Origin of the sequence: Arthrobacter sp. NPDC056886 (assembly GCF_042788715.1) — a bacterium.
Classification (GTDB): Bacteria; Actinomycetota; Actinomycetes; order Actinomycetales; family Micrococcaceae; genus Arthrobacter.
Map to the genome: position 1 here is coordinate 60,091 of NZ_JBHUBT010000005.1, position 18,951 is coordinate 79,041.

At 67.5% G+C, this 18,951-nt stretch carries 18 protein-coding genes; 9 read left to right on the plus strand and 9 right to left on the minus strand.

Annotated elements, in window-relative coordinates:
- Window positions 1-24: 24 nt before the first annotated feature.
- Window positions 25-477, minus strand: a complete 453-nt coding sequence (locus tag ACFRJ8_RS10165) for a DUF4307 domain-containing protein (RefSeq protein ID WP_377985986.1) — start codon at window positions 475-477, stop codon at window positions 25-27.
- Between the two features lie 107 nt (window positions 478-584).
- On the opposite strand from ACFRJ8_RS10165, the gene mca reads away from it, so the two are divergent.
- The 4 genes from mca (at window position 585) to ACFRJ8_RS10185 (ending at window position 4,866) form a co-directional block, all read left to right on the plus strand.
- Complete coding sequence (gene mca / locus ACFRJ8_RS10170; protein WP_377985987.1) at window positions 585-1,490, plus strand: mycothiol conjugate amidase Mca; 906 nt, start codon at window positions 585-587, stop codon at window positions 1,488-1,490.
- 103 nt (window positions 1,491-1,593) lie between these two features.
- Window positions 1,594-1,959 carry a hypothetical protein gene (locus ACFRJ8_RS10175; protein WP_377985988.1) on the plus strand — a complete coding sequence of 122 codons (366 nt, stop codon included), beginning with the start codon at window positions 1,594-1,596 and terminating at the stop codon, window positions 1,957-1,959.
- A complete protein-coding gene (locus tag ACFRJ8_RS10180) occupies window positions 1,937-4,204 on the plus strand; it encodes a thioredoxin domain-containing protein (RefSeq protein ID WP_377985989.1) in 2,268 nt (755 codons plus the stop codon). Before ACFRJ8_RS10175 ends, ACFRJ8_RS10180 begins: the two co-directional genes overlap by 23 nt.
- Window positions 4,201-4,866 carry an HAD family hydrolase gene (locus ACFRJ8_RS10185; protein ID WP_377985990.1) on the plus strand — a complete coding sequence of 222 codons (666 nt, stop codon included), beginning with the start codon at window positions 4,201-4,203 and terminating at the stop codon, window positions 4,864-4,866. Before ACFRJ8_RS10180 ends, ACFRJ8_RS10185 begins: the two co-directional genes overlap by 4 nt.
- Before the next feature lie 189 nt (window positions 4,867-5,055).
- Here the strand turns inward: ACFRJ8_RS10185 and ACFRJ8_RS10190 are convergent, their stop codons facing one another.
- Complete coding sequence (locus tag ACFRJ8_RS10190) at window positions 5,056-5,772, minus strand: hemolysin III family protein (RefSeq protein WP_377985991.1); 717 nt, start codon at window positions 5,770-5,772, stop codon at window positions 5,056-5,058.
- 154 nt (window positions 5,773-5,926) lie between these two features.
- Here ACFRJ8_RS10190 and ACFRJ8_RS10195 point away from each other — a divergent pair, with 154 nt between their 5' ends.
- Together ACFRJ8_RS10195 and ACFRJ8_RS10200 are read left to right on the plus strand one after the other, a co-directional pair.
- Window positions 5,927-6,688 carry an isoprenyl transferase gene (locus ACFRJ8_RS10195; protein WP_377986239.1) on the plus strand — a complete coding sequence of 254 codons (762 nt, stop codon included), beginning with the start codon at window positions 5,927-5,929 and terminating at the stop codon, window positions 6,686-6,688.
- A gap of 232 nt (window positions 6,689-6,920) precedes the next feature.
- Complete coding sequence (locus tag ACFRJ8_RS10200; protein ID WP_377985992.1) at window positions 6,921-8,360, plus strand: PhoH family protein; 1,440 nt, start codon at window positions 6,921-6,923, stop codon at window positions 8,358-8,360.
- Between the two features lie 515 nt (window positions 8,361-8,875).
- Here the strand turns inward: ACFRJ8_RS10200 and ACFRJ8_RS10205 are convergent.
- Window positions 8,876-9,526, minus strand: a complete 651-nt coding sequence (locus ACFRJ8_RS10205; RefSeq protein WP_377985993.1) for a GNAT family N-acetyltransferase — start codon at window positions 9,524-9,526, stop codon at window positions 8,876-8,878.
- Between the two features lie 47 nt (window positions 9,527-9,573).
- On the minus strand, window positions 9,574-10,404 hold the full coding sequence (locus tag ACFRJ8_RS10210; RefSeq protein ID WP_377985994.1) for a hypothetical protein: 831 nt from the start codon (window positions 10,402-10,404) through the stop codon (window positions 9,574-9,576).
- Window positions 10,405-10,462: 58 nt separating this feature from the next.
- Here ACFRJ8_RS10210 and ACFRJ8_RS10215 point away from each other — a divergent pair, with 58 nt between their 5' ends.
- Entirely contained in the window at window positions 10,463-11,020 is a 558-nt protein-coding gene (locus ACFRJ8_RS10215) for a prepilin peptidase (protein WP_377985995.1), read from the plus strand.
- A gap of 297 nt (window positions 11,021-11,317) precedes the next feature.
- On the opposite strand, the gene ACFRJ8_RS10220 is transcribed toward ACFRJ8_RS10215, so the two are convergent.
- Window positions 11,318-13,033 (minus strand): DHA2 family efflux MFS transporter permease subunit, encoded by a 1,716-nt coding sequence (locus ACFRJ8_RS10220; protein ID WP_377985996.1) that lies wholly within the window; start codon window positions 13,031-13,033, stop codon window positions 11,318-11,320.
- Window positions 13,030-13,776 (minus strand): TetR/AcrR family transcriptional regulator, encoded by a 747-nt coding sequence (locus ACFRJ8_RS10225; protein ID WP_377985997.1) that lies wholly within the window; start codon window positions 13,774-13,776, stop codon window positions 13,030-13,032. The genes ACFRJ8_RS10220 and ACFRJ8_RS10225 overlap by 4 nt, the downstream gene beginning before the upstream one ends.
- Window positions 13,777-13,965: 189 nt before the next feature.
- Here ACFRJ8_RS10225 and ACFRJ8_RS10230 point away from each other — a divergent pair, with 189 nt between their 5' ends.
- Window positions 13,966-14,634, plus strand: coding sequence for a VWA domain-containing protein (locus ACFRJ8_RS10230; protein ID WP_377985998.1), 669 nt, complete (start codon window positions 13,966-13,968; stop codon window positions 14,632-14,634).
- Window positions 14,635-14,782: 148 nt separating this feature from the next.
- On the opposite strand, the gene ACFRJ8_RS10235 is transcribed toward ACFRJ8_RS10230, so the two are convergent.
- The 3 genes from ACFRJ8_RS10235 to ACFRJ8_RS10245 all read right to left on the minus strand — a co-directional run bounded on the left by ACFRJ8_RS10235 (window position 14,783) and on the right by ACFRJ8_RS10245 (window position 17,661).
- Window positions 14,783-16,219, minus strand: coding sequence for a class II fumarate hydratase (locus ACFRJ8_RS10235; protein WP_377985999.1), 1,437 nt, complete (start codon window positions 16,217-16,219; stop codon window positions 14,783-14,785).
- 71 nt (window positions 16,220-16,290) lie between these two features.
- Complete coding sequence (locus tag ACFRJ8_RS10240; protein ID WP_377986000.1) at window positions 16,291-16,905, minus strand: carbonic anhydrase; 615 nt, start codon at window positions 16,903-16,905, stop codon at window positions 16,291-16,293.
- A gap of 9 nt (window positions 16,906-16,914) precedes the next feature.
- Window positions 16,915-17,661, minus strand: a complete 747-nt coding sequence (locus ACFRJ8_RS10245; protein ID WP_377986240.1) for a DUF4245 domain-containing protein — start codon at window positions 17,659-17,661, stop codon at window positions 16,915-16,917.
- Between the two features lie 194 nt (window positions 17,662-17,855).
- Between ACFRJ8_RS10245 and glpX the strand changes: the two genes are divergently transcribed.
- Window positions 17,856-18,878: a class II fructose-bisphosphatase gene (glpX, locus tag ACFRJ8_RS10250; protein WP_377986241.1), complete on the plus strand. Its 1,023-nt coding sequence runs from the start codon at window positions 17,856-17,858 to the stop codon at window positions 18,876-18,878.
- Window positions 18,879-18,951 lie beyond the last annotated feature (73 nt).

The window sequence follows — 18,951 nt, forward strand, 5'->3', positions numbered from 1 at the left end:
CCGCGTGCCGCGGCTATTGTCCGATTATCGTCCGGCGGCGGGAATCCAGCAGCTGTCCACGACGGCGGAAACCGCCTGGGATTCCGTGCGCAATTGGGTGCGGTGGGCGGTGGTACGGCCGCCGTCCGTGCCGACGTCGGCCGCGTTCGGCTCAATGTCCACGACCTTCCAGCCCACGATCGCGAACTTGGAGTCCATGGCCTTGACGGCGCATTTCGCCTCCGCAGCGGGGTCCTTGGTGACCTGGAAGTCGATTTCCGTCAGCGTGGCGTCGCGGGTGCTGTAGCCAACGTCCTTGAAGCTGACACTGTTGGTGGCCGCCGACGTCGATACCCAGGCCAGGAAGGCAATGCCCACGGCAAGGGCGGCGATCAGGATGTTGCGTTTGGCCTTGCGGGTCAGCGCGCGCTTTTGGCCGCCGTAACGATTGGCTAGGCTGGTAGGTGCCGGCGCGGCAGGCTGATCCTCGGAAGTCACCAGTCCAGTTTAGTGTGGATCGGACCGGGATGTTTCCGCGGCGGCTGGCCGGACAGATCAAGCCGCACCCAACAGAGCAGAACAGCAGAAAGAGGAGCCGTCCCACGATGACAGCATCCCCCAGCCCGTCAGCACCGCTTCGCTTGCTGGCGGTCCATGCTCATCCCGACGACGAATCCAGCAAGGGTGCCGCCACGATGGCGATGTATGCCGCGTCCGGTGTGGACGTCCTGGTGGCCACGTGCACCGACGGGTCCCGCGGAGACATCCAGAACCCCGCGATGGAGGGACATCCGCACCCCAAACGCGACATGGCCGGGGCGCGCCGGCTCGAGATGGATGACGCCGCGAAGGTCCTCGGCATCCGGCAACGCTGGCTCGGTTTTGTCGATTCCGGCCTGCCGGAGGGCGACCCCCTGCCGCCCCTGCCGCCCGGGTGCTTCGCCCTGCAGCCGCTGGAGCGGGCGGCCGCGCCGCTGGTCCGGCTGGTGCGGGACTTCAAGCCCCACGTGATCGTAAGTTACGACGAGAACGGGGGCTACCCGCACCCGGACCACATCATGGCGCACCGCGTGGCCGTCGAGGCCTTCGCCGCCGCCGGCGACCCCGCCCGGTACCCCGGCATCGGGACACCCTGGGAGCCCAGCAAGCTCTACTACGACCGCGCCTTCAGCCCGGACCGCTTCCGCGCGCTCCACTCTGCGCTGGAAGAGGCCGGCCTGCAGTCGCCGTATGCGGAGCGACTGGCCGCCTGGCTGGAAGCGGACGCCGAGGGCCACACCCCGCCGCCGCCGACGCACCCCACCACCACCCAGATCGAATGCGGGGATTACTTCGAAGCCCGAGACGATGCCCTCCGCTCCCACCGCACCCAGGTGGACCCGGAAGGCTTCTTCTTCGCGGTCTCCGCAGCCATGCAACGCAAGTCCTGGCCGTGGGAGGACTACTCCCTGATCGAGTCCAGGATCCCGGCGGAACTGCCTGAAACGGACCTCTTCGCCGGGCTAAGATAGAGACGAAAGGCTCTTCTATCCCGCGTAGAAAAGACTCTGCAGAATAGACACTGCAGAAATGACGCAGTAGAAAAGACACCAGTTTCCACAGAAGGTATTCACCGTGCATTCCTTGCTCATCGCTCTGGCAACAACCCCGGCGCCCACACCCACGCCGTCGCTGCGCCCGGGCCTGTCCGAGGACCAGGTCACCCCGGGTCTGCTGGGCTTCCTGCTGACAGCCTTCATCGTGGTGTTGACCGCGCTGCTGATCGTGGACATGGTGCGGCGTATCCGCAGGGTCCGCTACCGTGCGCAGGTGGAGGCCGAGCGTGCGGCCGCCGAAGAAGCATCCGAGGAAGCAGGGTCCCCGGGTGGCGTATTCCCGGCCGACGGCGCCGGCTTCCGCGCGGACGGCACGGGATTGCCCGCCGACAGCGCGGTTTCCCGGCCGGAAGTAAACGGCGATGCGGGACCCGGAAACCGCTGACGGCGGTTCGCCCAACCCACTGTCCAGGGCCTCGAATGCCTTGGCAGCGGAACCTTCTGCGTACCTGCGCCAGCACGCCGGCAATCCCGTGCACTGGCAGCCATTCGGTGACGCGGCCTTCGCCGCCGCGACCGCCCGGGACGTGCCGGTGTTCCTCTCAATCGGCTACGCGGCCTGCCACTGGTGCCACGTTATGGCCCACGAATCCTTCGAAGACCAGGACACCGCCGACTACCTGAACGCCCACTTTGTCTCCATCAAGGTGGACCGCGAAGAGCGCCCCGACGTCGACGCCGTCTACATGGCCGCCACGCAGGCGATCAGCGGCGAAGGCGGCTGGCCGATGTCCGTCTTCCTCCTGCCCGACGGCCGGGCCTTCCATGCCGGGACCTACTTCCCGCCCCGCCCCATGCCTGGCCGTCCATCCTTCCGGCAGGTCCTTGAGGCCGTGAGAGAGGCCTGGACGGAACGTCGCGGCGCCCTTGAGGCCAATGCAGCCACTCTGGCGCGCGGCATTGCCGCCTCCCAGCCAGCCGCCGCCCTGCGCCTCGACGGACAGCCCGAGCCCCTGGACGCCGCGCTCCTTGGCGAAGCCGTTGCCGCCCTGTCCGAGTCCGAGGACGAGGCACACGGCGGTTTCGGCGGCGCACCGAAGTTCCCGCCTGCGGCCGTGCTCGAATTCCTGATCCGGCACGCCGCCGTACCGCAGGCGGCCGCGGACCCCGCCCGCTTTGGCACCCCAGGCGCTGACGCTGCCGGCCCGGACACCGCCGCCGCGGCCCGCGACATGGCCGGGCGGACCCTCGCGGCGATGTCCCGCTCGGCGTTGTTCGACCAGCTCGACGGCGGCTTCGCCCGCTATTCGGTGACCCGCGACTGGTCCGTTCCGCATTTCGAGAAAATGCTCTACGACAACGCCCAATTGCTGCGCGTCTACGCCCACTGGGTCCGGCTGGGCGGCACACCCGAGTATCCGGCGGCGGAGGCCGCAGTGATCGCCGGGCACACTGCCGACTGGCTCCTGGCCCGCCTCGGGCTGGCGCCTGATCAGGTGACGGGACCTGCGGCGGGATCGGACACCGGCCCGGCGACAGGCCCGGACCCCGGCGTCGTGGCCCTGGCCTCGTCGCTGGACGCCGATACGGTCGTCGACGGCGTGCACGCCGAGGGCGCCAGCTACCTGTGGACTCCCGCAGGGCTCGAATCACTCCTGGGCCCGGCCGACGGTGCCGCCGTGGCGGCCCTCATGAACGTCCGCACGCCCGGGAGCGTGGGCGCCGACGGTTCGCCGCTGCATCCGGGCCGGGAGATAACCGGCGGGGACGCGGCGCTGTGGCAGCGGGTGCGCCCGCAGCTGGCGCAGGCACGCAGCCGGCGCCCCCAGCCCGGCCGGGATGACAAGGTGGTGGCCGGCTGGAACGGGCTGGCCGTCGCGGCCCTCGCCGACGCCGGTGCCCTCCTGGCGCGCCCTGACCTGGTGGAGGCCGCGGAACGGATCGCGGACTACCTTCAGCGCGTGCACTGGCGGCCGGAGGATGGCCCCGGCAGGCTCATGCGCGTTTCCCACGACGGCGTGGCGCGCGGAATCGGCGGCCTGCTGGAGGACTATGCCTTCTGCGCCGAGGGGCTGTTCGCGCTCTACGCGGTCACCGGACGCACCCGCTGGTATGAGCTGGCCGAGGCCATCCTGGAAGCCGCCTGCGGCCGGTTCGCGGCCGACGGCGGCCTGAAGGACGCGGCGGGGGAGTCGGTGCAGGTCACAACCGCCCAGGGCGGCCGGGACGGTCTGGAGCTGTTCGACAGTGCCACCCCCAGCGGCGCCGCCGCGCTGGCCGGTGCCCTGGTGACCCACTCGGCCCTGTCCGGCTCCTCCGAACACCGCACCCTGGCGGCCAACATCCTCGCCCTGCTGCTGCCTCCGCTCGCGGTCCGGGCACCCCGCGCGGCCGGCTGGCTGCTCGCGACCGGCCAGGCCGCCCTCGCCGGCCCGGTCGAGGCCGCCGTCGCCGGGCCCGACACCCCGGAGCGGGCCGCGCTGCACCGGGAGCTGCTGCTCTCGGCCAGCCCCGGGCTGGTGGTGGCGGTCCAGGACGACGACGCCGCCCGGCCAGTGCCGCTGCTGAGGGGCCGGGGCGCGGGCCCGGACGGTGCCCCGCAGGTGTTCCTGTGCCGCGGCATGGTCTGTGACCTGCCGACGGCTTCCGTCGAGGAGATGCGCGCGCGGCTGGCTACGATGTCCTCATGATTGGTCAGGACGGCTTTGAGCTGGTGGTGTTTGATTGCGACGGCGTGCTGGTTGATTCCGAGGTGATTTCCATCCGGGTGGACCAGCGCGTCCTGGCAGATCTCGGCTGGGAACTGGAACTCGACGAAATCGTGGAACGGTTCGTTGGAAAATCCGAGGCGCACTTTGTCGGCGCTGTTGAACAACAGCTCGGTATCCGGCTCGCCGACGGCTGGGACCGGGACTACGGGCACTGGTACCAGGAGGCGTTTGAACGCGAACTTGAAGCGGTGGACGGCATCGAGGAGGCCCTGGACCGGCTCTCCCTGCCGCACTGTGTCGCCTCTAGCGGCAGCCACGAAAAGATGCACCGGACTCTGGGCAAGACCGGGCTGCTGCCCCGCTTCCAGGGCCGCATCTACAGCGCCACGGAGGTCGCCAACGGCAAGCCGGCGCCGGACCTGTTCCTCCACGCCGCCGCAAGCCTCAACACCGCGCCCGAGCGTTGCGCCGTCGTCGAGGACAGTGCCTACGGCGTCCAGGCAGCCCGGGCAGCCGGAATGCACGTCTTCGCGTACGCCGGGGGCGTCACCCCGGCCGCGCGCCTGGCCGGTCCCGGGACCACCGTCTTTTCAGACATGCGGCAGCTCCCCAAGCTCATCGCGGCAGGCCGGCCCGGCTGAGCCGAGGGCTCCGACGTCGGAAATTCCCCACCTTTGAAGGCGGCGCCCGGCGTGGCGGGCCGAACCGCCGGTGAATCGCGGCGTCGCTGTCCCAAAGGTGGGGAGAATCTGCGCTGGCAGAAAGGCAGCAGGCAGGCTGGCGGGCCGGGGGAGTAGCTGTGGTCGAGGGCCTTGCGGACTTCGGCAGTGTCAGCCCAGCACCGCGATGGCAATGGCAATGTAGTGCGCGGCGAAGGCGAAGACGGTCAGGGCGTGGAACAGCTCGTGGAAGCCAAAGTGCTTGTAGCTGATGTTCGGCTTCTTCAGCGCATAGAAGACGGCCCCGGTGATGTACAGGACGCCCCCGACGCAGATCAGCACCGCCGAGGCAACGTTGGCGGCGAAGAAGTCCGGAAGGTAAAACAGCGACCCGCAGCCCAGGGCGATGTAGATCGGCACGTAGAGCCACCGCGGTGCGTCGGTCCACAGCAGGCGGAACAGCACGCCGAGGATGGCACCGGACCAGATCACCCACAGCAGCACCTCGGCCTGCTGACGGTCCAGCAGGGCCCAGGCGAGCGGCGTGTAGCTTCCGGCGATCACCAGCATGATGTTCGTGTGGTCCAGCCGCTTCAGGACGATCTTGACGCGCGGTGACCAGTTCCCGCGGTGGTAGACGGCGCTGACGCCGAACAGCAGGACCCCGGTGACGGCATAGACGGCGCAGGCGACCTTCAGGTCCGGCGGGGCCAGGATCACCAGCACCAGCCCGGCGGCCAGCGCCATCGGGGCAGTCACGGTGTGGATCCAGCCGCGCCATTTGGGCTTGATCATCAGCAGTTCGGCAAGCCTCACCGCGGCGTCATCCACCGGGGTTCCCCGTTTCGCCGGAGGCTCCGGCAGGGGCTCAAGACTGTTGCTTTCCATCCCGCAATAATAACGTACGCCCTAGTAAGTTACCGGAGGGTAACAAGCCTCCCGGGGCTGTCCGGAGGCGGACCTGCACCCGCCAAGGCCCTCCGGCAGGTAGCCTAGGATGTGCACTGAACAAGTACCTCAAGGAAGCCAGGTGAACCTCCGGATGGAAATGCCCGGGCTCCTCTACGGCTTTTACGAGCGCAAACTGCAGCGCTCCCTTGACCAGGAACGGATCCCCCGGCATGTCGGCGTCATGGTCGACGGGAACCGGCGCTGGGCCCGCCAGTTCAACGCCCCCACAAGTCAGGGACACCAGGCCGGAGCGGACAAGATCCACGAATTCCTCGGCTGGTGCCAGGAACTGGGCATCAAGGTGGTCACCTTGTACATGCTCTCCACGGACAATATGAACCGCTCCGGCGAGGAACTCGATCTCCTGATGGGTATCATCGCCAACACCCTGGACCGGCTGGATGAGGACGCCGACATCTCGGTGCACGCCATGGGCGCCCCCGAACTGCTGCCGGACTACCTCGCCGAACGGCTGAACAATCTGACGGCGCGCACGCCCGCGCACGAACGCCTGCACGTCAATGTCGCCGTCGGCTACGGCGGACGGCGGGAGATTGTCGACGCCGTACGGGAACTGCTGCACGACGCCGTCGCCCGGGACGCGGACATCGGAAAACTGGCCGATGACCTCACCGTGGATGACATCTCGCGGTTCCTCTACACACGGGGCCAGCCGGACCCTGACCTGGTGATTCGGACCTCCGGAGAGCAGCGGCTTTCCGGGTTCCTCATGTGGCAAAGCGCGTACAGTGAGTTCTACTTCTGCGAGGCCTTGTGGCCGGCGTTCCGCAAGGTCGATTTTCTGCGCGCCCTGCGCGATTACGCCGGCAGGCAGCGCCGATTCGGCGCCTGACGCGTTCACACGGAGTTCACACGACGGCAACAAGAATCGCCGACAAATAGACAGACAAACCCGCCCCCGGAGACTTACCTTTATCCCATCGGCAGCAACTCGCCGGCCGATCGGGGAGGCCAGTACATGGAGCGGATTTTCGCACCGGGTGTATGGGGGGCCGCGTCCGGCCTCCAGGCCGAACCGCCTCACCAATAACAAATCCGGGCATTGTCCCGGGGCTGGAGTCGATGTGGCTAATTCTGAGCAACTGCCCGACGTCGTTACCGACCAGGGACAGAAAGCTACCTCTCGCGCCAAGCGAGCCACCTCAAAGACCGGTGCAGCGGATTCCGCTGCGGCCGGTCTTGCTGTTTCCGGGGAAGGAACAGAGAACCAAGGCACGGCCCGCAGCTTCGTGATCGATACCTCCGTGCTGCTCTCCGATCCGCGGGCCCTCCTGCGCTTCGCAGAGCACGAGGTCATCCTGCCGATCGTCGTCATCACCGAGCTCGAAGGAAAGCGGCACGACCCGGAGCTGGGTTACTTCGCGCGCAAGGCGCTGCGGCTGCTCGATGACCTGCGGCTCGAGCACGGCGGCCTGGACCGTCCCATCCCGCTCGGCGCCGACGGCGGCACACTCATGGTGGAGCTGAACCACATCTCCGCCGAGGTGCTGCCGGCAGGCTTCCGCGGGGCGGACAATGACAGCCGCATCCTCGCGGTGGCCAAAAACCTGGCCAACGAGGGCCGCGACGTGACGGTGGTGTCCAAGGACCTGCCGATGCGCGTCAAGGCCTCCGCCATGGGGCTGCTGGCCGACGAATACCGCAATGAACTCGTCAAGGACTCCGGCTGGACCGGTGTCGCGGAGCTCGACGCGGGCGAGGACGAGGTTGCGACCCTGTACGGGCACGAGCCGGTCTTCATCCCGGCCGCTGCCGAGATGCCGACCAACACGGGGCTGGTCCTGCTTTCCAGCCGCGGCTCGGCCCTCGGCCGGGTCGGGGCGGACAAGCAGGTCCGGCTCGTGAAGGGCGACCGCGACGTCTTCGGACTCCACGGGCGCTCGGCCGAGCAGCGGCTGGCGATCGACCTCCTCATGGACCCGTCGGTCGGCATCGTGTCCCTCGGCGGCCGTGCCGGCACAGGCAAGTCCGCGCTCGCCCTGTGCGCCGGGCTCGAAGCCGTCCTGGAGCGCCGGGAACACCGCAAGGTGATCGTCTTCCGGCCCTTGTATGCGGTGGGCGGCCAGGAACTGGGCTACCTGCCCGGATCCGAAGCGGAAAAGATGAACCCCTGGGCGCAGGCCGTCTTTGACACGCTCGGCGCACTGGTCAGCCAGGAGGTCGTGGAGGAAGTGATGGACCGGGGCATGCTGGAGGTCATGCCGCTGACCCACATCCGTGGACGCTCGCTGCATGACGCGTTCGTGATCGTCGACGAGGCGCAGTCGCTGGAGAAGAATGTGCTGCTGACGGTGATGAGCCGGATCGGCCAGAACTCCAAGATTGTCCTCACGCACGACGTCGCCCAGCGGGACAACCTGCGGGTTGGACGGCACGACGGCGTGGCGGCCGTCGTCGAGACGCTGAAGGGCCACCCGCTGTTCGGCCACATCACGCTCACCCGCTCGGAGCGCTCGCCGATCGCGGCCCTGGTGACGGAGCTGCTGGAGGGGGCGGAAATCTAGGCTCGTCCAGGTTTGGGGCCGTGGTCCGGTTTGCCGGACCACGGCCCTCCGCTGTAGTTGGGTTGCCGTGGTTGAGTTCGCCGGGCAGCGGCGTCCCGCCGTCGCTGGGTTGCCGTGGTTGGGTTGCCGTGGTTGGGTTCGCCGGGACACGGCCTTTCGCCGTCGCTTAGACACGTCGCATGGGACCCGCTGCGGTCGCGGGGCGACCTCCGGGGTCCGATGCGCCGCGATGCGCTCCTTTACGAAAGGCCGCGTCCCGGCCGCTTTTGACTCACCTGGCGAACGACCGTGTACCGGCTGGTGAGCGTCTCACCTTACGAGAGGCCGCGTCCCGGCTTTGGCGATCGTCCCACATCGCGGGGCCGCGGTGTCCCGCAAAGGAGCGCATCGCCGACCAAAGCGAAGCGAAGGTCGCCCAGCGACCGCAGCGTAGCGACGGGAGGTGTCTAAGCACGGCGGGGCGTCGCTGCACCGCAAACCCCACCACGGCAACCCGACGAAGGGGAGGGTTACTGCTATTTCTGGATGCCTAGGTACTTCGATGTGGGTTCGTGGCCCTTTACCTGCAGACTCCAGTCGGGGCGTTTGAAGGTGGCGGGGGTGAGGCGGACGTTTTGGACCTCCTGGGCCTTGCCGCCCCAGACGGCGCGGGTGACGCCGTTGAGATCGTAGCCGAGGGAGCGTGAGACGCCCAGGGACTGCTGGTTCCAGATGGCGGCCTCGGATTCCGCTACTTCTGCGCCGAGCCAGTCGAAGGCATAGAGCGCGACGGCGGCCCGCATCTCCTTGCCTAGTCCGCAGCCTTGGACGCTCTGGCGAAGCCAGGAGCCCGTTGTGACTGTCTTCAATGTGGGAAAGTCCTTGGCTGCGATGTCCTGGCAGCCGACGAACTCGCCCTTGTGCCAGATGCCGAGCAGGAGGGTCCAGTCCTGGGGGCTCATGGTGCCGCGGCACCGCCAGTACCACTGCGCCATGTTGGATCCGAGCTCGTTGGCCGGGATTTCGGTCCACGGGTTGCTGAACGGGTTCCGGCCCGGCTCGTGCACGCCGCTTAGGGCGGCCCCGACCGCGGCGGGAATCTCCTCGTCGCGGATGGGACGCAGCTCAAGACGCGGCGTGGTCAGGGTCAGGCCGAAAGGGGGCCAGTAGTCGGCGGGTTCAGTCATCGGGGAAGCCTAGCGGTGGCGGTGAGCGGATGCCAGTCACAGACCCGCTATTCCGCGGCGACGTCCCAGCTGATGTGGCGCCGGACGTCTGTGAGGTTCATCGATTCGGCCAAGAACAGGTCATCGAGCATGTATTCGTCGACGCCCAGGATCCTCAGCCAGTGACCGTAGCCGTTCTGATCATTGCCGCCGCCGGGTGCGTCAAGCCAGCGGCTGGCCACGCAGACGCCCGTGCCGGCATCAATCCTCAGCAGCGTGCGCCCGGGCCGGCAAAGCGGGGCTCCGGGATCGGCGGGACGGTACGAGGCGTTCGGGCTGACCGTGGTTTCCAGGGCCGGCCGGCCCTCGTGATCAACCTCGGTGATGGGGCCAAGCTCCACGGCGTTGGAGTTGGGGAACTCCAGCGGGACCGGGGCGTTCCCGGCAAGCTCCACCGGGTCCAGGACCGCGGCGAACCGGCCGTTTCCGAACGACGGCTCGCCGTACGCTGCCTCCGGGCGGCGGCGCACCAGCCCGTCGTCGTCGTACACCGGCGTGACCAGGTGCGGAGGCAGGAGCCAGGTCTTTCTCGTGGAACTGATATACAAGTCGCCACGTGAATCATTGATGCCGGTGGTGCTGCCGATCACGAGTCCGCCGGCAGTCTCCAGCCGCAAGGCGCCGGGCCTGCGCAGCCACCCTCGAACGAGGTCGTCGGGGGAGTCGGCCACCGTCGGGGAACCCGCGGACGCCGCGAGCGGCCGGTCCAGGTACTCAAACCTCAGCGACTGCCACTTCCAGGGCGAGGACCGGCAGAGGTTCCGGAAGGCCGCAGCCTGATCGGCCGGACCGCGTGGCGCGACCGGCCCACGCCGGTTCGTGCTGTCCCATGCGGCCATATCCACAGTTTACGCGCGGGGACCGCCGGGCCGGACGAATATCCAGTAGCATCCGAGAGTGATCGAACGACTCGGCACCCTGGGCGCCGCCAACCCGCTGGCCTTCTGGCTTGCCTTGGCCGCGTGCGCCTATTTCTTCGTGATGGCGGTCCGGCTCACTGTCATCGACGTCCGGCACCACCTGCTCCCGGACAGGATCGTGTTTCCGTCCTATGCAATCGCCGGAGTCCTCCTGCTGGGCGCGGCCGCCAGCCAGCTCCTTCCCGGCGGCCAGGACGTTGCCGGCACGGCTGACGCCGGGGTGTTCGGCGTGCCGGGGCTGCGGGTCCTCGCCGGCGGGGCGGCCCTCTGGCTCTTCTACTTCCTCCTGCATGCCGTGTATCCGCCGGGAATGGGGTTCGGCGACGTGAAGCTCGCGGGCGTCCTGGGGATGTACCTGGGATTCCTGGGCTGGGGGCACGTCATGGCCGGGACCTTTGCCGCGTTCGTGCTCGGAGGGCTGTGGAGCCTCGGATTGCTCGCCGCACGGCGCGGCAATCTGCAGTCCGCCATTCCCTTCGGGCCGTTCATGCTGGCCGGCACGGCGGCGGCCATGCTGCTAATTCCGGCCGGCTAGGTTTTCCTGACCTTGGTGTTCCGCTGCCATTTCGTCTTGGGAGCGGCGAGGCCAACGACGACGAAACCGACGTCGGATTGTTCCGTCCTGCAGGACTTCCCGGAGCTCATGCCCGGGCATCTGGGGCTCTGATCCGGCGGGCCGCTGGCCCTGCCCGCGACGTGTCCACTATCGGCGCTGACCACGCCCTGGCCGCAGAAGGTGACTAGCCTGGGACGCAGCGAAGGCGCCGCACCCCCAAAAGGTTTGCGGCGCCCCTGCAGGCAATGACTGTCGGCCGAGGCCGACTCCGGACCGTCAGCCGCGCAGGCGGCTGAGTTCGTCGTCGTGCGTGTGCCCTTCGATACTGGGCTCGTCGTCGTTTGTGTTGTCCGCGTTGTCGGCGGCGTGGCGGGCTACGCTGCCGGCCGCGCTGCGGGCCGCCTCGAGCCGCTCGGCTTCCTCGCCGCCAACTGCTTCCCCGCGGGCCACCATGCCGGCGGTGTCCGAGAGCGGGATCTGCTTGAGGGTCAGAGCCAGGATCAGGGCGATGCCGAGGAACGGCAGCAGGTACCAGAAGACGGGAGCCAGCGAATCGGCGTAGGCGTTGACGATCGCGTCCTTGAGCTGCGCCGGGAGCTGGTTGAGCATCTGCGGGTCCATCGTCCGGGTGGACTGTGAGGCCTGCTCGGCGGACGCCCCGGCGCCGGTGAAGGCGTTGGTCAGGGATTCGGAGAGCCGGGTGGTGAAGATGGAACCGAAGACCGCGACGCCGAGCGACGCGCCGACCTCACGGAAGTAGTTGTTGGTGCTGGTCGCCGTGCCGATCTGGTCTGCCGGCACGGAGTTCTGCACCACCAGGACGATCACCTGCATGATCGAGCCCAGGCCGGCGCCGAAGATGAACAGCTGCACGCAGATGACCCAGATGGGGGTGGCGGCCGTGAGCGTGGTCAGCCACAGCATTGCCGCGATAGTCAGGGTGGCCCCGAGGACCGGGAACAGCTTGTACTTGCCGGTCTTGGAGATGCGGATGCCGGAGAAGATGGCCATGCCCATGAGCCCCACCATCATGGGCAGCATCAGCAGGCCGGATTCCGCGGCCGAGGTCCCGGAGGACATCTGCAGGAAGGTCGGGACGAAGGCGATTGCCGCGAACATGCCCAGTCCCAGGGTGAAACCGATGGCGGTGGAGTTCACGAAGATGCGGTTCTTGAACAGGCTCAGCGGAATGATGGGGTCCTCGGCCCGGCGCTCCACCAGGACGAAAGCGGTGGCGGCGAGCACCAGGCCGGCGCCGAAGGCCCACGTCAGCGGCGAATCCCAGCCCTCGTCTTTCTTGCCGCCGAAGTCGGTGAAGAAAATCAGGCAGGTGGTGGCCGCGGAGAGCAGCAGCACGCCCAGGATGTCGATCCGCTTTTCGGCCTTCTTGTTCGGCAGCGTCAGCGTAAACCAGGCAATGGTGAACGCGGCGATGCCGATCGGGATGTTGATGTAGAAGGCCCATTCCCAGGTCAGGTGGTCCACGAAGAAGCCGCCCAGCAGGGGCCCGGCGACGGCGGAGAGGCCGAAGATGGCACCCAGCGGGCCCATGTATTTGCCGCGCTCCTTGGCCGGAACGATGTCGGCGATGATGGCCTGGGACAGGATCATCAGGCCGCCGCCGCCCAGGCCCTGGACGGCGCGGAAGATCACGAAGCCCCAGAAGTCGGTGGCGAGGGCGCAGCCGACGGAGGCGAGGGTGAAGAGCCCGATGGCGATGAGGAACAGGTTCCGGCGCCCCAGGATGTCACCGAACTTTCCGTAGATCGGCATGACGATGGTGGTAGCCAGGAGGTAGGCGGTGGTGATCCAGGCCTGGTGCTCCACGCCGCCGAGCTTGCCGACGATTGTGGGCATGGCGGTGGACACGATGGTCTGGTCAAGGCTGGAGAGCAGCATGCCCGCGATGAGGGCGGAGAAGATGATCCAGATGCGTTTCTGGGTCAGCAGCAGCGGCTCGGCTGCTGGCTTGGTGCTGACGGCGGCGCTCATTGCGCTCCTTCGGAAGGGTTGGACTGGGCAGTGTCGGAGTGGACAGTGCCGGAGTGGGCTGTGCCGGAGTGGGCTGTGCCCGCATGGGCTGAGTCGAAGTGGGACGTGCTGAACGGCAGTGAGAAGAGCGTGCGGGCGGCCGCAATGTTTTCCAGCAGCATGTCCTTGTACGGGCGGGTGTTGCCTTCCGAGAAGTAGTCGGCGCTGGTCTTCCTGGCGACGTTTCCCAGGAGGACAACGGCCATGCGGACCACTGGATGGTCGGCAGCGACGCCTTCCCTGGCCGCGAGCAGCCGGGCGAACTCGCCCTCGCGTTCCTCGGTGGCGCCGATGATCCTCAGCATTAGCTGGGGCTCCTTCTTGATCACCCCGATCAGCTGGCGGGTCTCTTCCTCGGAGGCGCTCATCCGTTCGGAGAGATCGAGGGACAGCCGCACGAGGTCGGCGAGGAGTGAGGCCGATATTTCGCCGGGCGGCGAATCCGCGCCGCCTGCCATGAACCGTGCCACCACCTCTTCCGGGAAGTCGTCGTCCACGTGGCCGAGGATCGCGTCTTCCTTCGCGGGGAAGTAGTTGAAGAAGGTCCGGCGGGAGATGCCTGCCCGCTCGCACACTTCCTCCACTGTGTAGCCGCTGAGGCCGCGTTCGGCGGTTAGGGAACGCGCGACGGCGGTGATGGTGGCCCGTGTTGCGGCCCGCTTGCGCTCGCGGAGGCCTACCGCATTAATTGCACTGTTTCCCATGAAGTGTATTTTTGCACTTAATAACTAATAGTGCAAAATACGGGTCTGGTGCCGTTTGCGGACAATCATGTGCGGTTGCGAATAATAATGTCGCTGCCCGGCCGTAGCCTGCTTTTGTCCAGCCTTTCTGCTGGCAACAGGTGGCCCGCGGCGAGGCAGAAGCCCCGTCCGGGCCGGAAATGGGGAAGCATGACAGATTCAGCCCTGACGCACGTGTACGTCCTCCTGGACCGTTCCGGTTCGATGAGCGCCATCGCCGATGACACTGTGGGCGGGTTTGCGGCGTTCGTGCGCGAACAGCAGGCAGTGGCGGGCCGGTGCCGGCTCTCGCTCGCGCAGTTCGATGACACCTACGAGCGCGTCTACGCCTCGGTGGACATCCAGGACGTGCCCGCCCTGGACCTGAAGCCGCGGGGCAGCACTGCCCTGCACGATGCCATGGTCCGGCTGATCGGGGAGGCGGGTGCGGAACTCGCGGCCCTTCCGGAGGACCAGCGCCCCGGCACTGTGCTTGTGGCCGTGCTGACGGACGGGCATGAGAACTCTTCGCGCGAGGCCACGGGCGAAGCGGTCAAGGCCCTGGTCCAGCGGCAGCAGAGCCAGTGGGGCTGGCAGTTCACGTATTTGGGCGCCAACCAGGACGCCGTGCTGACGGCGGGCAGCCTGGGCATCCGTGCCGAGGACGCCCTGACCTATGCCGCCGGGAACGTCGATGCTGCCTTTTCCGTCCAGTCCGCCAAGACGCGGCGGTTGCGGGAGGCACGGATCGGCGGTGCCAGCATGGCGGACGCCGCCGCGGCGGCGGCCTACACGGCGGAGGAGCGGGAGGCAGCCGGCGGGGAACCTCCCCGGGTCTAGGTCTGGAGATGCGGTGTTCTGACATGCCGTGTTCAGAGATGCGGTGTTCAGAGATACAGTGCAGACATGCCGCCGGCCGGCACCCTTCAGGAAAGGTGTCGGCCGGCGGCGGATGTTCGGTGCGGGGCGGCGTCGCCGCCCGGAGTCGCTAGGCCTTGTGCGGCGGGCGTGTCATGGACATGACGTCCAGGGCGGTGTCGAGCTGCTCTTCGGTCAGTTCGCCGCGCTCGAGGAAGCCCATGGAGACGACGGTTTCGCGGATGGTCAGGCCCTCGGCCACGGCTTTCTTGGCGATCTTGGCCGCGTTCTCGTAACCGATGAACTTGTTCAGCGGGGTCACGATGGACGGCGAGGCCTCGGCGAGGAAACGGGCGCGCTCCACGTTGGCGGTGATGCCGTCGATCATCTTGTCGGCCATGACGCGGCTGGTGTTGGCCAGCAGGCGCACGGATTCCAGGAGGTTGGCGGCCATGACCGGGATGCCGACGTTGAGTTCGAAGGCGCCGTTGGTGCCGGACCACGCGATCGCGGTGTCGTTGCCGATCACCTGGGCACAGACCATGATGGAGGCTTCGCAGATGACCGGGTTGACCTTGCCGGGCATGATCGAGGAACCCGGCTGCAGGTCCGGGATCGCGATTTCGCCGAGGCCGGTGTTGGGACCGGAGCCCATCCAGCGCAGGTCGTTGTTGATCTTCATGAAGGAGATCGCAATATTGCGCAGCTGGCTTGAGGCCTCGATGAGGCCGTCCCGGTTCGCCTGGGCCTCGAAGTGGTCGCGGGCTTCCGTCAGGGGCAGCCCAGTGTCGGCGGCCAGGAGTTCGATCACGCGCTCCGGGAAGCCGGCGGGGGTGTTGATGCCGGTGCCCACGGCGGTTCCGCCGAGCGGGACCTCTGCGACGCGGGGGAGTGAGGCGTTGATGCGCTCGATGCCATAGCGGACCTGGGCGGCGTAGCCGCCGAACTCCTGGCCCAGGGTGACGGGGGTGGCGTCCATGAGGTGCGTGCGGCCGGACTTCACAACGTCTTTGAATTCGGTGGCCTTGCGCTCCAGCGACTCGGCCAGGTAGCCGAGGGCCGGGACCAGGTCATTGATCAGCGCGGAGGTGGCGGCGACGTGGACGGAGGTCGGGAAGACGTCGTTGGAGGACTGTGAGGCGTTGACGTGGTCGTTCGGGTGGACAACTTTATCGCTCCCGGCGGACTTGAGGGCCCGCGAGGCGAGCTCGGCGATGACCTCGTTGGTGTTCATGTTCGAGGATGTGCCGGACCCGGTCTGGAAGACGTCAATTGGGAAGTCGCCGTCGTACTTGCCGGCCGCAACCTGGTCGGCGGCGTCGGCGATCGCCTGGGCGAGCTCGCCGTCGAGCACCCCCAGCTCGGCGTTCGCCTGGGCGGCAGCCTTCTTCACCCGGGCCAGGGCCTCGATGTGGGCGCGCTCCAGGGTCTTGCCGGAGATCGGGAAGTTCTCGACTGCCCGCTGCGTCTGCGCGCGGTACAGGGCGTTCACGGGAACGCGGACTTCGCCCATCGTGTCGTGTTCAATGCGGAACTCTTCGGTGTTCAACTCATCTGTGGAAGTCATGGGGCTAGCTTATTGGGAGTGGGAGGCCCATCGAAAACCGTGAACGGCCGGCACGGGCTGGGCGCCGGGGTTTAGAGCCGGCCGATGCTGGAGACGAGGTCGGCCCGGCCGTCGGAAAGGCTGTAGGCGAGGCCGATCACGGCCGTGCGTCCGCTGTCGACTGCGCCCGAAATCACCCGGGAACTGTCCACCAGCCGTTGCGAGGTCTGCTTGACGTTCTCCACCACCATGTCGTTGATGTCAGTCTGATTGTTACGCAGCGAGGTCAGCACGGACGGGGTGATCCGCTCCACGAGGCTGCGGATGAAACCCCCCGGCATCTGGCCGGTTTCCACGGCGGCCTTGGTGGCGGTGACGGCGCCGCAGCGGTCGTGACCCAGGACGACAATCAGCGGAACGTCCAGTTCGCTGACGCTGTATTCCAGCGAGCCGAGCACGGCGTCGTCGATCACCTGGCCGGCCGTGCGGACGACGAAGGCGTCGCCGAGGCCGAGGTCGAAGATGATCTCTGCGGCGAGGCGGGAGTCGGAGCAGCCGAAGATCACGGCGAAGGGGTGCTGGTTTTCCACCAGCGACGAGCGCCGCGACGCGTCCTGGTTGGGGTGTGAGGACGTGCCGGCGACGAAACGCTTGTTGCCTTCACGGAGACGCTGCCAGGCGAGAGCGGGAGTCAGATAAGTAGCCACATGGCCACTTTACGGTGAAGGGCTGGCCGAAGGGGAAACTGTTGCGCCCGGGGATACGGTCACCGCGCTGGACTGTGCCCCGGCGGGCGGGTTGCTTTCAAGCGACTTCACCACTGCCTCGGCCAGGGTGGAGAACTCCTCCAGCGTCGCGGATCCGGACAGAATCACGGTGGTGCCGCGCTCGGCCAGCACCATGGACTTCTCGCCCTTGCCGGTGTCGCGCAGTTCCCAGTCCCGGCCGCCCGCGTTACGGGTGCCGGTCACTGGCGCGTTCTGGGTCTGCTGCAGGAGCCAGGTGGGGTTCGCCTGGCGGGTCTGCACAAGGGCTATGAAGGATTCCTTGGGCGTCAGGTAGCCGACTTCCCAGGCGGGGACGCCGCTGCCGGCCCCGGACTCCCATCGGGCGTAGTTTGCGCGAAATGTGTCGCCGGTATCGGCCGCCACAGGTGTGAACCCTGCCACACCCGCCGCGTTCTGCGCGGAGGCGCTGACGTTGATGTTGGGCCGGTAGCCGTCGGTCTTGGGAGAGGGGTTCATGAGGACGATCGGCAGGAACGCGGCGATGCTCACCACCAGGGCGATGATCATGCCCATGACGGAGGCATTGGCGCGCTTGGCCGCCGCGGCGGCGATGACGGGCTTCGCCGGTGGCTGTCCGGAAGTGTCCGGGCCGGCCGCGGGGGAGCTGCCAGCCGGCGAACCGGGGGCGGCGGGGGAGGTGTCCTGCAATTCACTCACCCCTCTATAGTCGCGCATGTCCGGGCCGATCTCACATTCGCGGCGCAGGGGCCGCCCAGGGGTGAAGTGCGTCACGCGCCGGACATCCCATGACCTTGCGGGCCCGCCCCGACTATGATCATTATCAGACGAATCACCGCGACGGATCGATCCTGGCCGTTCGGGTTCAACGACCGCCACTCGAAGAAGAGGTTCACGTGACACCAGCGCCTATGTCCCAGAAGTACTCCACGCTTTCCGCGTCGCTCGCCGTCGGGATCGACGAGCCTGACCGCAACCTCGCACTGGAACTTGTCCGCGTCACCGAGGCCGCGGCCATCGCCGGTGGTCACTGGGTGGGCTTCGGTGACAAGAACAAGGCCGACGGCGCTGCCGTGGACGCCATGCGTTCGTTCCTCCAGACTGTCCACTTCAACGGTGTTGTGGTCATCGGCGAGGGCGAGAAGGACGAAGCCCCGATGCTGTTCAACGGCGAGAACGTCGGTGACGGCACCGGCCCCGAGTGCGACGTTGCCGTCGATCCCATCGACGGAACCCGCCTCGCTGCCCTCGGCATCAACAACGCCCTGGCTGTCCTGGCCGTCGCGGAACGCGGTTCCATGTTCGATCCCTCCGCGGTGTTCTACATGGAGAAGCTGGTGACCGGCCCGGAAGCGGCCGACATGGTGGACCTGCGCCTCCCCGTCAAGCAGAACCTGCACCTCATCGCCAAGGCCAAGGGCGTCAAGGTCAACCAGCTCAATGTGATGATCCTGGACCGCGACCGGCACCGCCCCCTCGTGGAGGAAATCCGCGAAGCCGGCGCCCGCACGAAGTTCATCATGGACGGCGACGTCGCCGGCGCCATCGCTGCGGCGCGTGCCGGCACCGGCGTCGACGCCCTCATGGGCATCGGCGGAACCCCGGAAGGCATCGTCTCGGCCTGCGCCATCAAGTCCCTCGGCGGCGTCATCCAGGGCCGCCTGTGGCCCACGAGCGACGAGGAGAAGCAGAAGGCGATCGACGCAGGCCACGACCTCGAGCGCGTGCTCTCGACCAACGACCTCGTCTCCAGCGACAACTGCTACTTCGCCGCCACGGGCATCACTGACGGCGACCTCCTCAAGGGCGTCCGCTATTCCAAGGACAAGGTCCTCACCCAGTCCATCGTGATGCGCTCGAAGTCAGGCACCATCCGCTTCGTCGACGGCGAGCACCAGGCCAGCAAGTGGGAAGGCTACGCCCGCAAGAACTAGCACCTGCGCGGCAGCACTGAACTGCATCATCCTTGAACTGCAGCACTGAATACGACGAATCCCGGGCCGCCTC